A 14,478-nucleotide genomic window follows, 5' to 3' on the forward strand; every position below is an offset into this window, starting at 1 on the left:
CCATGCCCGTTCCCCGCCCGTTCCGTCTGCTGGCCGTCGGCCTGCTCTCCATCTCCCTGGTCGGCCTCACCGCATGCGGTGCGGGATCGCGTACCGGGGCGGCGACCGCCACGAAGGTCGCCTGCGACTTCACCAACCCGGCCTCGCCGACGACGGTCAACGTCCTGGCCTACAACTCCTCGGCCGTTGACCCGTTCTCCAACACCATGGTCTCCAGCTGCACCCACGACAACCTGACGGTCAAGCACGACCCGATCGACTTCGCGGGCCAGCTGGAGAAGACCACCGCCACGCTGGCAGGGGACTCCGGGACCTACGACGTCGTCGAGACCTACACGTACGCGATTCCGGACCTGGCCTCGCGCGGCAAGCTGGCGCCCCTGGACGACCTGTTCGCCAAGTACAAGGACAAGTACACCCTCGGCGAGCTGGACCCGAACACCGTGAAGTCCATGACCTACGACGGCAAGATCTACGGGCTGCCGATGCAGTCCCAGCTGCTGACGATGGTCTACCGCAAGGACCTGTTCGACAAGTCCGGCCTGACCCCGCCAACCACCTTCGAGGAGCTGCGGACCGACGCGAAGAAGCTGCAGGACGCCGAAGGGATGAAGTACCCGATCGCACTGCCCCTGCTCAGCACCGCCGACCTCGACACCGCGTTCGCCGCCACCCTCGGCTCCCAGGACAGCGCCTTCTTCGTCAACCCGGACACCAAGAAGCCGAACTTCGACCAAGAGCCGACGGCGAAGGCGCTGGAGCAGCTCACGTCGCTGCTGCCCTACATGGACCCACAGGTCACGACCTTCGACCAGCCCAAGGTCCAGCAGCAGCTGTACAACGGCAAGGCCGCGGTCGGGATCATGTTCTCCGGCCGGATGAGCGACATGGTCAACCAGAAGAACACCAAGCTGTACGACAAGTTCGCCTTCGCGGCCCCGCCCGCGGTGTTCAAGGGCGGCAAGGCCTACAGCACGGTCTCCACCGACGGCTGGTCCATCCCGTTCAACACCAAGGTCGACAAGGACCTGCTCTTCCAGCTGTTGGCCGCCTCGGTGAGCAAGGAGGCCTCCCAGGCCTCGGTGCCGGCCGCCTTCCCGGCTCGGACGACCGTCGACCAGAGCTCGTCGCCGTACGCGGCGGCGGCGAAGGAGTCGCTGGCCAAGGGCCCGACGAAGGAGATCCAGCCCTACGTGCCGGCGGTGAGCGAGGCCATCCGGCCGGTGCTGGCCAACTACATGGCCGGCAAGATCGACGTGCCCACAGCGCAGCAGCAGATGCAGGCCGCGGCCGAGAAGGTCATGGCTGCTCAGAAGTAGGTGGCCGGGGTGGGGGTCCGTGCTCGGGCCCCCACCCCGCCCGACCGTCAACTGCCGTTCCCGGTCACGGACCACCCCGGCCCCTGCGACCACCACCTGACGAGGAAGCGATGCCATGAAACGACGGCAGTTCTGGGCGCTGGTCGCACCGAGCGTGGTGGTGATGTTCGGTTTCATGCTGGTGCCCCTCTACCGGACGTTGCGGTGGAGCTTCGAGAAGGTCAACTACGGCGAGGCCGGCAGCTTCATCGGGTGGGCGAACTACCGGACGGCGCTGAGCGATCCGCGGCTGGGGCATGCGGTGGCGTTCACCGTCGCCCTGACCGTGACCGTCGGTGCGGTCTGTATCGTCCTCGGCTACATCCTGGCCACGCTGGTGAACCGGCTCGGTCGGATGCGGCCCTTCGTGCTGGGCATCCTGCTCATCTCCTACGTCTCCCCGCAGGTGGTCGGGGCCGTCGCCTTCTCCTGGCTCTTCGACTCCAACTTCGGCGGCATCGTCAACTACCTGCTCAACGCGGTCAGCGGCGGGGCCTTCGGTGAGCCGCTCTGGTTCACCGCCACCTGGCCCAACCGGTTGATCATCGGGCTGAACATCATCTGGTTCATGCTGCCCTTCGCGATGCTGTTGATCTTGGCCGGACTGCAAGGCGTCTCGGCGGAGATGATGGAGGCGGCCGAGATCGACGGCGCCTCGCCCCTGCAACGGCACCTGTTCGTGATCATCCCGAGCATCCGTGGCGTGCTGGGCTTCGTGGTCTTGATCTTGACCATGGACGTCATCCGCGTCTTCGACTCGCTGATACCCCTGGCGCCTCAGTCGCTGACCAACGGCAACGAGTCGTTGATGGTCTACATCTACCGGATCGCCTTCAGCGAGGCCTCGCGCAACCTGGGCCTCGGCAGCGCGGTCAGCGTGCTCACGATCATCCTCATCCTGATCCTGCTGTTCCCCTCCATCCGCAGCATCGTGAAAGAGGCCCGTGCATGAACTGTGTGGATGGTCGCGCTCCGCGCTCGGCGGTCCTGGGCTCCGCCCGATCTCGCTCGTTCGTCCCGGTTCCGGACGACGGTGTCCTGCGCGGCGCCAGTATGGCGCGTCGTCCGGAACCGCTCCTCACTCCCGAGAGGCTCCGCCCATGACCGTGCTCGATGGTCGCGCTCCGCGCTCCGCGGTCATGGGCTCCGCCCGATCTCGCTCATTCGTCCCGGTTCCGGACGACGGTGTCCTGCGCGGCGCCAGTATGGCGCGTCGTCCGGAACCGCTCCTCACTCCCGAGAGGCTCCGCCCATGACCGTTGAGATCCCGGCCTCCGACACCCGCTCCTCGCGGCCCGCCGTGGCGGTCGCGGACGACGTCAGCCAGCCGCGCCCGCGGCTGCGCTCGTCCCGGGTCGCCGTGGTCTCGGGGATCCTGCTGACCATCACCTGTGTACTGATGGTGTTCCCGTTCCTGTGGGCGGCGCTGTCGAGCACCAAGCCCACCGACGTCGCCTTCGCCAACCCCCCGGTGTTCCGCTACACGCCGACCTTCACTGCCTACGTGGACCTGTGGCAGACCACCGACTTCTACCTCTACCTGACCAACACCCTCGTGGTCGCGGTGATCAGCACCCTGGTGGCGCTGGTCATCGGCGTGCCGTGTGCGTACGCGCTGTCGCGCTACGGCGGGGTCGCCTCGGTCGCCCTGCTGGTGCTGGCCCTGGTCTTCCGGGCCCTGCCGCGGTTCGCCGTCGTGCTGCCGATGTACGACATCACCCGGAGCCTGGGGATCTACGACACCACCTACGCCATGGCCGGGGCCTTGATCATCATCAACCAGCCGTTCACGATCTGGCTGCTGCGCAACTTCTTCGCCGACATCCCGAAGGAGCTGGACGAGGCGGCGATGGTCGACGGCTGCACCCGGGTGGGCGTGCTGACCCGCATCATGGTCCCGCTGATGGGTCCGGGCATCCTGACGGCCGGCATCTTCGTGTTCCTGTTCGCTTTCCAGGAGTACCTGACGGCGGCGGTGCTCACCGACACCTCGTCGAAGACCGTGCCGGTCTTCATCGCCACCCAGCTCGGCCAGAACCTGCCGTTGCTGCAGCAGGCGTCCGCGGCGACCGTGCTGTTGACCCTGCCGGTGATCGGCATCGCCTTCATCGCCCAGAAGTATCTCGTCGCCGGCCTCGCCTCCGGCGCCGTCAAGGGGTGAGCGAGCCGCTCGTCCTGCTGCCGGGGATGGGCTGCTCGGCCGACCTGTGGGCCGACCTCGACCTGGACGCCGAGCCGCTGACCCCGGTGCTCGAGGAGCCGGACCTCGACGCCGAGGTCGGTCGGCTGCTGGCGTCGCTGCCGCGACGGTTCGCGCTCGCCGGGCTTTCCCTGGGCGCGATCGTGGCGATGGCCCTGGTGCGCCGCGCGCCCGAGCGGGTCAGCCGACTCTGCCTGATGTCCACCAACCCGTACGGACCGACGCCGGAGCAGCTCGCCGGCTGGGCCGAGCAGCGGCGGACGCTGGCCGCCGGCTCGGCCCGCGGCCTCCAGACCTCGCTGCTGCCCCTTCTCGTGCAACGCGCGACCCTCCACGAGCGCGTGCTGGCCATGGCCGACGACACCGGTGAGGCCCGCTACGACGCCCAGCTGCGGCTGCAGGCCACCCGGGTCGACGAGCGCCCGGGCCTCGCGCGGATCAGCTGCCCGACCCTCGTGATCGCCGCCGGCGACGACCGTCTCTGCCCGGTCGCGCGGCACGAGGAGATCGCCCGCCTCGTCCCCGGCGCCAAGCTGGTGGTCCTCCCCGGCTGCGCCCACCTCTCCCCGCTCGAGCAGCCCGTCCTGGTGAGCGGGCACCTCCGGCAGTGGCTGGCCTGAGGTCGTGCGTTACGCCAACTACCTTGACAGGCATAGTACCCGGACGTAGCGTTCTCTCCGGAGGTACGCGATGAGCACGAGCAAGATCACGTCCGATCTGCTGCGGGGCAACACCGACACGATGGTGCTGCGGCTGCTGGCCGAGGCCGACCGCTACGGCTACGAGATCGTCAAGCTGGTCGCCGAGCGTTCGGGCGGGGACTACGAGCTCAAGGAAGCCACCATGTACTCCAGCGTCCGGCGCCTGGAGGCCGAGGGCGACATCGCCTGGTACTGGGGGGATGAGTCCCAGGGCGGACGGCGCAAGTACTTCCGGATCACCGACCGCGGTCGGGCGACCTACGAGTCGAACAAGAGCAACTGGGAGTACGCGAAGCGCGTGCTCGACACCCTGCTGTGAACCAGCACAGCGCAGTGAGGAGACAGAGATGACCGACAGACTGGAGCGTTACGTCGACCGCGTCTTCGCGTCCTACGAGAGCGTGACGAGCGCCCAGGACCTGAAGGCCGACCTGCTCGCGGACCTCCAGGATCGCTTCCGCGACCTCCAGGCCCAGGGCAAGGACGACGAGACCGCGTACCTGGCGACCGTGGACAGCATCGGTGACATCGAGCGGACCGTGCGCGAGGTCGCCAGCCTCGGCCAGTCCCTCGAGCGGCTCGTGCTCAAGGTCCACGACAGCGACCTGAGGGGTGGTGACTTTGCCGGCACCTCGGTCCGCGAGCAGCGCTTCACGGGCAGCGCCTTGCGCGGGGCGAGCTTCGCCGGCGCCGACCTCACGGGCAGCTCGTTCGCCGGCAGTGACGTGTCCGACGCCGTGTTCGACGGCGCGGACGTGACCGGCGTGAGCTTCAAGGGCGTCCACCTGGCGCGCGCCAGCTTCGTCCGGTCCGTCGTGGCCGGCACCGACTTCAGCGAGTCCTCGCTCGCCGGGGTCCGCTTCGTCGACGTCGCGCTCACCGACGTCCGGTTCCGCGGCACCGACGTGAGGCACGTCAGCTTCGAGCGGTGCAGCTTCACCGGGGTGGACTTCTCCGGCTCGGACCTGCGGGCGATGGCGTGGGAGGACGCGACCTTCACCGGCGTCCGCTTCGACGACGCGGCGCTCAATGGGGCCGCCTTCCGTGGGTCGACCCTGCGCGACGTCTCGTTCAGCGCCCCGGTCCGCAAGGTCGTCTTCGACGGAGCCCGGATGGACCGGCGGACCTCCATGCTGCTGCGCGCCCTCGGCGCCGACCTGTCGCGGGTGCAGGAGGAGCGATGACCGCCACGCTCGACGAGGTGGCCATCCGGGTCACCGCCCTGCACAAGTCCTACGCCGAGCACGCCGTGCTGAGCGGCGTCGACCTCGAGGTGGCCCGCGGCAGCATCGTGGCCCTGCTGGGCTCGAACGGCGCCGGCAAGACCACGCTCGTCCGCATCCTGTCCACGCTGCTCAGCGCCGATCGGGGGACCGCGATCGTCAACGGCTTCGACGTCAGCTCCCAGCCCGCGCAGGTCCGGGGCTCGATCAGTCTCACCGGCCAGTTCGCGGCGGTGGACGAGATCCTCACCGGCCGGGAGAACCTCGTGATGATCGGCCGGCTGCGGCGGGTCCCCGAACCCCGCCGGTCGGCCGGGGAGCTGCTGGCACGGTTCGGCCTCATCGAGGCGGCCGACCGCCGGGTGTCGACGTACTCGGGCGGGATGCGCCGGCGGCTGGACCTTGCCATGAGCCTGCTCGGCGACCCGCCGGTCGTGTTCCTGGACGAGCCCTCCACCGGGCTCGACCCCGAGGCCCGGCTCGAGGTGTGGCAGTCGGTCCGCGACCTCGCCCACCGCGGCACCACCGTGCTGCTCACCACCCAGTACCTCGACGAGGCCGAGCACCTCGCCGACCGGATCGCGATCCTGCACCAGGGCCGGATCATCGTCTCGGACACGCTGGCGGGGCTGCGGCGGCTGCTCCCCGCGGCGACCGTCGAGTACGTGGAACGCCAACCCAGCCTGGAGGAGATCTTCCTGGCCCTGGTGGGCCACGACCGAGACACCGGCCAGAAGACCGGGAACCGCGAGGAGACGCGATGAGTGCGCAGGTGCTCGGCGACACCAGGATCATGCTCGGCCGCTCGGTCCGCCACGTCACCCGCAGCGTGGACACGATCATCACGGTCCTGGTCATGCCGATCGCGTTCCTGCTGCTGTTCGTCTTCGTCTTCGGCGGGGCGATCCAGGCGGGCACCGACCGCTACGTCAACTACCTGCTGCCCGGCATCCTGCTCATCGCGATCGCCAGCGGCATCTCCTACACCGCCTACCGGCTCTACCAGGACCTCCAGAACGGCATCTTCGAGCGGTTCCACTCGATGGCGATCGCCCGGTCGTCGGTGCTCTGGGGTCACGTGCTGACCTCCCTGGTGTCCAACGCGATCTCCGTGGTGGCGATCATCGGCGTCGGGCTGGTCGTCGGCTTCCGCTCCTCGGCCGGACCGCTGGCCTGGCTGGCGGTCGCCGGGATCCTGGCCCTGGTCACCCTCGCCCTGACCTGGGTCGCCGTGATCGCCGGCCTGTCCGCGTCCTCCACCGACGGCGCGACGGCCTTCTCCTACCCGATCGTCTTCCTGCCGTTCGTGAGCTCGGCGTTTGTGCCCACCGACACCATGCCGGGTCCGGTGCGGTGGTTCGCGGAGCACCAGCCGGTCACCTCGATCGTGAACTCGATCCGGGCCCTGCTGGACCGCCAGCCGGTCGGCAGCGAGATCGGGGTCGCCCTGGCCTGGTGCGTCGGGATGCTGGTCCTCGGCTACGCGTTCGCCATGGTGGCCTACCGCCGCCGGATCAGGCGCTGACGTCCCGCTCCGCCGCCGACAGGTCGGTGAGGTGGGCCATCACCGTGGCGGTGAGGTTGTAGACCACCAGCTGCGCGCCGGCGGCGAACGAGGCCTGGGCCTGGCCGCGGTCGAGGACGATGTCCATCCGCAGGCAGCCGGTCGCGGCGAGCGTCCGGTGCACGCTGGCCAGGGCGTCAGCGGGGTCGGGGTCGTCGACCGTGCTGGACGCCCGCAGGTCGGCGGTGCCCACCATGATCCCGTCCAGACCGGGCGTGCGGGCGATGGCGTCGGCGGCGGTCACCCCGGCGGGCGACTCGATCATCCCGAAGACCAACGTCTGGTCGGCGGCGGCACGGGCGTGCTCGGCCGGGTCGACCAGGCCGAAGCGTCCGGCCCGGCCGTAGGTGGCGAAGCCCCGCAGCCCGGAGGGCGGGTAGTGGGCCGAGGCCACCAGCGCGGCTGCCTGCTCGGGAGTGTCGATGTGCGGGGCGACGACGCCCTCGGCACCGGCGTCCAGGACGCGCAGCACCAGAGCCGGTTCGTGGCCACCGACCCGGACCAGCACCGGGACGCTGTGCACCTGCGCCAGCACCAGGTGCCGGCGCAGCTCGCCGACGTCGGCCGGCCCGTGCTCGGCGTCCAGCAGCACGAAGTCGAAACCGCTGACTGCGACCATCTCGACGAGCTCCTCGTTGCCCAGCCGCAGCAGGCCGCCGAGCAGCCGTTCGCCGGCGGCCAGCCGAGCCTTGAGGGGTGGACGGGCCGGGGAGCTTCGCATCAGGCCACCATGCCCGCCGAGAGGTCGATGTCGGCCCCGCACAGGCCGGGCATCGCCAACATGGCCACCACGGCGGCACCCACCTCGTCCTCGGTGACCATCCGGCCCAACGCCGCCCGGGAGACGAACGCCTCCTCGGCCGCGGCCTCGGTGACACCGGTGCGCTCGGCTTCCAGCCGGAAGTTCCGTTCCATCCGCGGTCCGGCGACCGGCCCGGGGGAGAGGGTGTTGACGTTGACGCCGGCAGGACCCACCTCGAAGGCCAGCGTCGAGGTCAGCCCGATCACGGCCATCTTGGACGCCACGTACGGGGTCCGCCGGACCAGCGGCCGCTTGCCGGAGACGGACGCGAGGTTGATGACGTCGCCATGGCCGCGCGCCACCATGGCGGGCAGGAACGCCCGGCAGACCAGGAAGACGCCGCGGACGTTGACGTCGAAGACCTCGTTCCACTCCTCGACGCCGATCTCGGTGAGCGGGGCCACCGGCCCGGCCACCCCGGCGTTGTTGACCAGCACGTCGACCTCGACGTCAGCCAGGGCCTCGGCCAGCGCCGCCACGGACGCCGGGTCGGCCACGTCGCAGACCCGCCAACCGGCCCGTTCACCGAGCTCGGCGCAGACCTGCTGCAGCGGCTGGGGCCGGCGGCCGGCCAGGAACACCGACGCACCCTGCGCGTGCAGGGCGCGGGCGATGGCCGCGCCCAGCCCGTTGCCGCCGCCGGTGACCAGGGCGGTCCGGCCGACCAGACCGCTCACGCCTGGCCCGTCACGCCTGGCCGGCGGGCTCGGTCTCAAGGGCGGCGTCGATCCAGTCGAACCGGTCGCCCAGGTGCCGGGCGGCGCGGGCGTCACCGGAGCGGGCGTGGCCCTCGAACAGCTCGACGCGGGAGGCGCGACCGCAGACCCGGCCGAGCTCGCCGCTGGAGTCGGTGTTCCGGATCTCCTGGTACGTCGCCGTCCGCAGGTACTTCCCGACCCAGAGGCCACCGGTGTAGCGCGCGGCACCGAGCGTCGGCAGCACGTGGTTGGTGCCGATCACCTTGTCGCCGTAGGAGACGCAGGTGTTCTCGCCCAGGAAGAGCGCGCCGTAGTGCACCATCTTCTCCAGCGCCTGCCGGGGCTCGGCGGTGAAGATCTGGACGTGCTCGGAGGCGAAGGAGTCCGCGACCGCGTAGGCCTCGTCGAGGTCGTCGGTGACGATCACCTGGCCGTAGTCACGCCAGGCCGGGCCGGCGTAGTCGGCGGTGGGCATCCCGGGCAGGATCCGCTCGACGTGCGCCATCGCCTCGCGGGCCACGCGCTCGCTGTTCGTGACCAGGACGGCGGGCGACTCGGGTCCGTGCTCGGCCTGGGAGAGCAGGTCGACGGCGACGAGGAATGGGTCGGCCTCGTCGTCGGCGACCACCAGGATCTCCGTCGGCCCGGCGAACAGGTCGATCCCGACCTCGCCGAACAGCTGCCGCTTGGCCTCGGCGACGTAGGCGTTGCCGGGGCCGGCGATCAGGTCGACGCGAGCCATCGACTCGGTGCCGACGGCCATCGCGGCCACGGCCTGCACCCCGCCGAGGATCCAGATCTCGTCGGCGCCGGCCAGGTGCATGGCCGCGACGGTGGCGGCGGGGATCTCGCCGCGGATGGGGGGCGTGCAGGCCACGACGCGGGGAACGCCGGCGACCTTGGCGGTGACGATGGTCATGTGCGCGGAGGCCGTCAGCGGGTACTTGCCGCCCGGGATGTACGCGCCCGCGGCCTGCACCGGGACGTGCCGGTGGCCGAGGAAGACCCCGGGCAGCGTCTCGACCTCGACGTCGGTCATGGAGGCGCGCTGCACCTCGGCGAAGTGCCGGACCTGGGACTGGACAAGTGAGATGTCGTCGATCACCTGCTGCGGCAGGGTGGCGATGATCTCCTGGACCCGCTCGGGCGACAGCCGGAAGTCGGCGTCGGTCCAGCGGTCGAAGGTCTCCGCGTACTCGCGGACGGCGACGTCGCCCCGGGTGCGGATGTCGGCGATGATGCCCTGCACCCGCTCGCGGACGTCGTCCTGGCTGGTGTCGGCGAACGACTTCGCCCGTCCGGTCTTCAGCTGGGTGGGCAACTCGTGGCTCCTCGGCTCGACGACGACGGCACCCGGAAGTCCCGCCTACATACGTATGCCAACAGTTAAGCCCGAAGCTGGGTGCCAGGTCAAGGGCGGCCGGACCGGCGGCGGCTATGCTGCCCCCCAGCCGTCGGAAGGAGTGGCCGTGGTGGTCACGAGTCACGACGTCGCGCGCCTGGCCGGGGTCAGCCAGCCGACGGTGTCGCGGGCGCTGCGGGACAACCCGAAGGTCTCCGAGGAGACCAAGCGCCGCGTCCGGGAGGCCGCCTCCGCGCTGGGCTATGTCCCCAGCGAGACCGGCCGGGCGCTCTCCAGCGGCCGCACCCGGCGGATCGGGCTGCTGCTGACCGACCTGGAGAACCAGTTCTACCCCCACATCATCGCCCCGATGCACCGCGAGCTCGAGGCCCTGGACTACCAGCTGGTGCTGCAGACGGAGTCCTCCGACAGCGGCCGGGTGGCCGAACGGCTGCTGGCCCTGGGCCTGGACGGGGTGCTGCTGGCCACCACGACGGTGGACTCGGTGCTGCCGGTCCGGCTACGCGACCGCGGGGTCCCGTTCGTCTACTTCAACCGCGTCGCGGAGTCGGTGGAGGCCGACTCCGCCGAGGTCGACGCCGGGATCGGTCTGAGCCAGCTCGCGGAACGCATCCTCGCTCTGGGCCATCGGCGGGTCGGTGCCGTCTTCGGCCCACGCAACACCAGCACGGCGGAGCAGCGGGAGACCGCGCTGCGCGAGGCGCTCGCCGTCGGTGGGGTGGCCATCGGCGCTGCGCTCAGCTACCGCGGGCCGTTCGACTTCGAGACCGGGTACGCCGGGGCCCGGCACCTGCTGCAGCGCGACGACCCGCCCACCGTCGTGGTCTGCGGCAACGACGTGGTGGCCTACGGCGTGCTGAACGCGGCCCGCGAGCTGGGCCTCGCCGTCCCCGGTGCCGTCTCGGTGGTCGGCTTCGACGACCTGCCGGAGGCGCGCTGGCCGTTGCTGCAGCTGACCACCGTGGCCTTCGACCTGGACGCGATGGCCCGGCGGGCCGCCAGCCTGCTGGTCGACCGGATCGAGGAGCCCGAGGCGCCGTTCACCCACGTCCGCTTCGCCAGCCGGCTCGTCGAGCGCGGCACGCTGGCCACCGCCCCCTGAGGTCTCACTCCGGGGACGGTGGCCTTGAGGTCCATGAATGCATACGCATACACTGCAAGCGCACGCCCGACCCCGAGCCAGGAGGACCCATGCCGTTGGACCCGGTCGCGTACCAGCCGTACGCGGACCCGGACGACTTCATCCGCGAGGTGACCGACCTCATCTGGGTGAACCGTTCGATCGGCTTCATCTACGAGAACTACGAGCCGGACTCGATCGTGCACGGGGCGTACGGCACCTCCGTCGGCGTCGACGAGGTCGTCGCCGGCTCGCTGATGCGGATCGCGGCGGGGCCCGACCGGGTGGGCCAGGCCGACGACGTCGTGTGGGAGGCGCGCGGGGACGACGCCTTCTTGAGCTCGCACCTGATCCGCTCGGTGGACGCCGCGACCGGGGTGGTCAACCGGACCATCGCCAACTGCCTCTACCGGCGCGGCCGGATGGTGGAGGAGTGGGTGATCCGGGACTCCCTAGCCATCGCCCTGCAGCTGGGCCAGGACCCCGACGACGTGGCGCGGCAGAAGGGCTACCTCGGCTTCTCCGGCAGCATGACCGAGGCCCCACCGGCCGATGTGCTGGCCGTGGGCGACTCCGGGCCCCGCCCCGACGACGCCCGGCCGGAGATCAGCCGCGTGCTGGAGATGATCGAGCGCGTGTGGAACGGCCGTGACCTCAGCGTGGTCGAGGAGTACGTCGTCCGCGACCTCACACTGCACACGGTCGGCTACCGCACCCACATCCGCCCCTAGAACTACCGCCGCGCCTTGCTCACCATGCTCCGGCCGTTCCCGACCGGGCACTTCGAGATCCGTGACGTGGCGGCCAACGACAACCCGCGGTACGCCGGCCTCCGGATCGCCGTCACCTGGGTGTTCAAGGGCCTCTACAACGGCGTCGCCGACTTCGGCCCACTGACCGGCACGCCGGTGGAGATCCTCGGCGTCTCGCAGTTCCACGTCCAGGACGGCCGGATCGTCCGCGAGGTCCGGCTCTACGACGAGATCGCCGTCCGCACCCAGATCGCCGTCCAGCGCGGCGACACCCCGTACGACAGCACCAACATCTACTGACGTCCCTCTTCCCGACGTGCTCGAAAGGAACCGCTCATGACCGATCTGGTCGTCCCCTCCACCGAGGTGACCCGACGGACCATCCGGCGCTCGGACTGGGTGGCCGAGAACGCCGCCTTCATCGACTGCCGTACGCCCGGCTCGGACCGCAAGTCCAACTACGCCTTCATCGGCCCGGGCGTCTCCCAGAACGCCAAACAGTTCATCAACCTCAGCGAGCCGCACGGCTACAACGTGGGGGCTGCGGGGATGCCGAACGGCGTCAACAACAACCTGCACCTGCACTTCACCGCCGAGGTGTTCATCAACTTCGGCGGCACCTTCCGGGTCCGCTGGGGCGTGGACGGCCAGCAGGGCGAGTACGTCAGCACCGACGGCGACATCATCTCGGTGCCGGCGTGGATCTTCCGTGGCTTCACCAATGAGGGCCCGGACGAGGGTCTGCTGCTCACCGTGCTCGGCCAGGACGTGACCGGCGGCATCATCTGGGGTCCGTCGGTGCTCAAGGAGGCCGAGTCCTACGGCCTGCACCTGACCGCGGACAACCGGCTGATCGACACCGTCGCGGGCGACGAGCTGCCCACGGACGTGCCGCTGATCAAGCCGATGAAGCAGGCCTCCATCGACGAGCTCACCCCCTACAGCGTCGAGGAGATGCGCGGACGGGTCACCCAGGCGGGGGACCGTCGCTACAGCGCGCGCGCGACGCTGGGGCACGCGCTGCCCGGCGGCGGCGGAGAGCTGGCCCTGGTGATCGGCTACGGGATGAGCGAGGACCGGCGGCAGGTGCCGCGGCTGCACGAGCCGCACAGCTTCAACATGGCCTGGCTGAGGGCGACGCCGGGCGAGGGGCTGCTCCGGCACCGGCACGACGCCACCCAGACGCTGCTCGTCAAGGCGGGCCGCTGGCGGGTCACCCTGAACGCTGGCGCCGAGGAGGAGACCGTCGTCCTCGAAGCCCAGGACATGCTGTCGGTGCTGCCGGGCAGCTGGCGGCGCTTCGAGCTGCTCGAGGCCGGTACCGCTGAGAACGGCGGGGCCGCGGCCGAGCCGGGCACCGGAGAGCTGCTGGTGGTCAACGCCGGCGACGGCCGGATCCGGCTGGAGTGGGCACCCGAGGTCGTGGAGGCGGCGTTCGACGCCGGCTGGATGCTCGACCCGAACGGCTACCTCGCCCCGGTCGCGGTGATGGTCACGGCCACCGAGGACGACTGAGCCGGTGGCGCTGGTCGTGGCCGCCTGCCAGGTCCCGGTCGACATCGACGACGTGGACCGCACGCGGGCGGCGGTCGTGGCCGCGGTGGCCGAGGCGGCTGACCGCGGGGCCCAGCTGGTGGTGCTGCCCGAGCTGACGCTGTGCGGTGCGGTCTTCCGTGACGCCGCCGAGGCGGCCGCTCGGGCCGAGCCGGTGTCCGGGCCGTCGGTCGAGCTGTTCCGCGACCTGTCGCGCCGGCACGGTCTGGTGCTGGTGGCCGGCTTCTGCGAGATGTCCGAGCGCGACCTGCCGTACAACAGCGCGGTGGTGGTGGACGGCGGTGAGGTGCTCGCGGTCTACCGCAAGACCCACCTCTGGAACTCCGAGAAGGTGCACTTCACCCCCGGGGACGCGTTGCCGCCCGTGGTGGCCACCCGGGTCGGGGTCGTGGCCCCGCTGATCTGCTACGACCTGACGTTCCCGGAGGTGGTCCGCAGCGTCGCCCTGCGGGGAGCTCAGCTGGTGGCCTCGCCGGCCAACTGGCCGGCCGCCGACGTGGCGAACACGCGTCCGCCGGAGGTGAGCACGGCGATGTCCAGCGCGGCGACGAACCACCTCGTCGTGGTGGTCGCGGACCGGGTCGGGCCCGAGCGCGGCGTCGGCTGGGTCGGCGGCAGCGTCGTCTGCGACGTGGACGGCTTCCGACTGGCCGGGCCGCAGTGGGGCGCCGCCTGCCTGCTGGTCGCCGAGGTCGACCTCGACGCCGCCCTGAACAAGCAGATCAGCCTCCGCAACCACGTCTTCGACGACCGGCGGACCGACCTCTACTGAGCGGGCGATGAGTTCGGCCCCCGGAGCCGGTCTCAGCTGGCGACACCCACCCCAGGAGGCACCATGTCATTCCAGGCCTACCTCGACTCGCTCGAGGACAAGACGGGGCAGACTCCCGACCAGCTGCTGGCTCTCGCTCACGCGCGCGGCTTCGGCGCGGACACCAAGGCCGGTGAGGTCGTGAGCTGGCTCGCGGACGGCTGGGGGGTCGGTCGTGGCCACGCGATGGCGTTCGTCCACGTGCTGAAGAACGGCGCGACCATCAGCGACCGGCACGTGGGGACGACCGGCACGCACCGCGACGCCTCCACGGCGCTGCGGCTGGACGGTAGGGCCCGCCGCTGAGCCGGCGAAAAGCAGGTGACCGGCCG

General features: G+C 70.6%; 17 protein-coding genes. 14 read left to right on the forward strand and 3 right to left on the reverse strand.

Going from position 1 to position 14,478, the window contains the following annotated elements:
- Positions 1 to 2 precede the first annotated feature (2 nt).
- The 8 genes from ACFE7W_RS09330 (at position 3) to ACFE7W_RS09365 (ending at position 7,007) form a co-directional block, all read left to right on the forward strand.
- Positions 3 to 1,319, forward strand: a complete 1,317-nt coding sequence (locus tag ACFE7W_RS09330; protein ID WP_375424488.1) for an ABC transporter substrate-binding protein — start codon at positions 3 to 5, stop codon at positions 1,317 to 1,319.
- A gap of 115 nt (positions 1,320 to 1,434) precedes the next feature.
- Positions 1,435 to 2,310 carry a carbohydrate ABC transporter permease gene (locus tag ACFE7W_RS09335; RefSeq protein ID WP_375424489.1) on the forward strand — a complete coding sequence of 292 codons (876 nt, stop codon included), beginning with the start codon at positions 1,435 to 1,437 and terminating at the stop codon, positions 2,308 to 2,310.
- Between the two features lie 300 nt (positions 2,311 to 2,610).
- Positions 2,611 to 3,519 carry a carbohydrate ABC transporter permease gene (locus ACFE7W_RS09340; protein ID WP_375424490.1) on the forward strand — a complete coding sequence of 303 codons (909 nt, stop codon included), beginning with the start codon at positions 2,611 to 2,613 and terminating at the stop codon, positions 3,517 to 3,519.
- Entirely contained in the window at positions 3,516 to 4,178 is a 663-nt protein-coding gene (locus tag ACFE7W_RS09345) for an alpha/beta fold hydrolase (protein ID WP_375424491.1), read from the forward strand. Before ACFE7W_RS09340 ends, ACFE7W_RS09345 begins: the two co-directional genes overlap by 4 nt.
- Before the next feature lie 70 nt (positions 4,179 to 4,248).
- The gene (locus ACFE7W_RS09350; protein WP_375424492.1) at positions 4,249 to 4,578 is read left to right on the forward strand and encodes a PadR family transcriptional regulator; all 330 of its coding nucleotides are present in this window, start codon (positions 4,249 to 4,251) and stop codon (positions 4,576 to 4,578) included.
- A 28-nt stretch (positions 4,579 to 4,606) separates the two neighbouring features.
- Positions 4,607 to 5,443: a pentapeptide repeat-containing protein gene (locus tag ACFE7W_RS09355; RefSeq protein WP_375424493.1), complete on the forward strand. Its 837-nt coding sequence runs from the start codon at positions 4,607 to 4,609 to the stop codon at positions 5,441 to 5,443.
- On the forward strand, positions 5,440 to 6,246 hold the full coding sequence (locus ACFE7W_RS09360) for an ABC transporter ATP-binding protein (protein WP_375424494.1): 807 nt from the start codon (positions 5,440 to 5,442) through the stop codon (positions 6,244 to 6,246). The genes ACFE7W_RS09355 and ACFE7W_RS09360 overlap by 4 nt, the downstream gene beginning before the upstream one ends.
- Positions 6,243 to 7,007 carry an ABC transporter permease gene (locus ACFE7W_RS09365; RefSeq protein WP_375424495.1) on the forward strand — a complete coding sequence of 255 codons (765 nt, stop codon included), beginning with the start codon at positions 6,243 to 6,245 and terminating at the stop codon, positions 7,005 to 7,007. The genes ACFE7W_RS09360 and ACFE7W_RS09365 overlap by 4 nt, the downstream gene beginning before the upstream one ends.
- Here ACFE7W_RS09365 and ACFE7W_RS09370 read toward each other — a convergent pair.
- Genes ACFE7W_RS09370 through hisD form a run of 3 tightly spaced genes read right to left on the reverse strand, consistent with a single transcriptional unit; the run spans position 6,997 to position 9,867 of the window.
- Positions 6,997 to 7,767 carry an HpcH/HpaI aldolase/citrate lyase family protein gene (locus tag ACFE7W_RS09370; protein ID WP_375424496.1) on the reverse strand — a complete coding sequence of 257 codons (771 nt, stop codon included), beginning with the start codon at positions 7,765 to 7,767 and terminating at the stop codon, positions 6,997 to 6,999. The two genes, ACFE7W_RS09365 and ACFE7W_RS09370, sit on opposite strands and share 11 nt — an antisense overlap.
- Positions 7,767 to 8,525, reverse strand: coding sequence for an SDR family NAD(P)-dependent oxidoreductase (locus tag ACFE7W_RS09375; protein ID WP_375424497.1), 759 nt, complete (start codon positions 8,523 to 8,525; stop codon positions 7,767 to 7,769). Before ACFE7W_RS09375 ends, ACFE7W_RS09370 begins: the two co-directional genes overlap by 1 nt.
- Positions 8,526 to 8,535: 10 nt before the next feature.
- Positions 8,536 to 9,867 (reverse strand): histidinol dehydrogenase, encoded by a 1,332-nt coding sequence (gene hisD / locus ACFE7W_RS09380; protein ID WP_375424498.1) that lies wholly within the window; start codon positions 9,865 to 9,867, stop codon positions 8,536 to 8,538.
- A 148-nt stretch (positions 9,868 to 10,015) separates the two neighbouring features.
- On the opposite strand from hisD, the gene ACFE7W_RS09385 reads away from it, so the two are divergent.
- The 6 genes from ACFE7W_RS09385 (at position 10,016) to ACFE7W_RS09410 (ending at position 14,452) form a co-directional block, all read left to right on the forward strand.
- Positions 10,016 to 11,011 (forward strand): LacI family DNA-binding transcriptional regulator, encoded by a 996-nt coding sequence (locus tag ACFE7W_RS09385; protein ID WP_375424499.1) that lies wholly within the window; start codon positions 10,016 to 10,018, stop codon positions 11,009 to 11,011.
- Between the two features lie 89 nt (positions 11,012 to 11,100).
- Entirely contained in the window at positions 11,101 to 11,760 is a 660-nt protein-coding gene (locus ACFE7W_RS09390) for a hypothetical protein (RefSeq protein ID WP_375424500.1), read from the forward strand.
- Positions 11,761 to 11,775: 15 nt separating this feature from the next.
- On the forward strand, positions 11,776 to 12,081 hold the full coding sequence (locus tag ACFE7W_RS09395; RefSeq protein ID WP_375424501.1) for an ester cyclase: 306 nt from the start codon (positions 11,776 to 11,778) through the stop codon (positions 12,079 to 12,081).
- Positions 12,082 to 12,117: 36 nt separating this feature from the next.
- Positions 12,118 to 13,296: a hypothetical protein gene (locus ACFE7W_RS09400; RefSeq protein WP_375424502.1), complete on the forward strand. Its 1,179-nt coding sequence runs from the start codon at positions 12,118 to 12,120 to the stop codon at positions 13,294 to 13,296.
- 4 nt (positions 13,297 to 13,300) lie between these two features.
- Positions 13,301 to 14,107: a nitrilase-related carbon-nitrogen hydrolase gene (locus ACFE7W_RS09405; RefSeq protein WP_375424503.1), complete on the forward strand. Its 807-nt coding sequence runs from the start codon at positions 13,301 to 13,303 to the stop codon at positions 14,105 to 14,107.
- A gap of 63 nt (positions 14,108 to 14,170) precedes the next feature.
- Entirely contained in the window at positions 14,171 to 14,452 is a 282-nt protein-coding gene (locus tag ACFE7W_RS09410; RefSeq protein ID WP_375424504.1) for a DUF4287 domain-containing protein, read from the forward strand.
- Positions 14,453 to 14,478: the final 26 nt, after the last annotated feature.

The organism is uncultured Friedmanniella sp. (assembly GCF_964244285.1).
Taxonomy (GTDB): domain Bacteria; phylum Actinomycetota; class Actinomycetes; order Propionibacteriales; family Propionibacteriaceae; genus Microlunatus.

Excerpts from the sequence above, each read along its gene's own strand:
- ACFE7W_RS09330 (WP_375424488.1), top strand. The coding sequence starts at position 3 with ATGCCCGTTCCCCGCCCGTTCCGTCTGCTGGCCGTCGGCCTGCTCTCC.
- ACFE7W_RS09335 (WP_375424489.1), top strand. The coding sequence starts at position 1,435 with ATGAAACGACGGCAGTTCTGGGCGCTGGTCGCACCGAGCGTGGTGGTG.
- ACFE7W_RS09340 (WP_375424490.1), top strand. The coding sequence starts at position 2,611 with ATGACCGTTGAGATCCCGGCCTCCGACACCCGCTCCTCGCGGCCCGCC.
- ACFE7W_RS09350 (WP_375424492.1), top strand. The coding sequence starts at position 4,249 with ATGAGCACGAGCAAGATCACGTCCGATCTGCTGCGGGGCAACACCGAC.
- ACFE7W_RS09355 (WP_375424493.1), top strand. The coding sequence starts at position 4,607 with ATGACCGACAGACTGGAGCGTTACGTCGACCGCGTCTTCGCGTCCTAC.
- ACFE7W_RS09360 (WP_375424494.1), top strand. The coding sequence starts at position 5,440 with ATGACCGCCACGCTCGACGAGGTGGCCATCCGGGTCACCGCCCTGCAC.
- ACFE7W_RS09365 (WP_375424495.1), top strand. The coding sequence starts at position 6,243 with ATGAGTGCGCAGGTGCTCGGCGACACCAGGATCATGCTCGGCCGCTCG.
- ACFE7W_RS09370 (WP_375424496.1), bottom strand. The coding sequence starts at position 7,767 with ATGCGAAGCTCCCCGGCCCGTCCACCCCTCAAGGCTCGGCTGGCCGCC.
- ACFE7W_RS09390 (WP_375424500.1), top strand. The coding sequence starts at position 11,101 with ATGCCGTTGGACCCGGTCGCGTACCAGCCGTACGCGGACCCGGACGAC.
- ACFE7W_RS09400 (WP_375424502.1), top strand. The coding sequence starts at position 12,118 with ATGACCGATCTGGTCGTCCCCTCCACCGAGGTGACCCGACGGACCATC.
- ACFE7W_RS09410 (WP_375424504.1), top strand. The coding sequence starts at position 14,171 with ATGTCATTCCAGGCCTACCTCGACTCGCTCGAGGACAAGACGGGGCAG.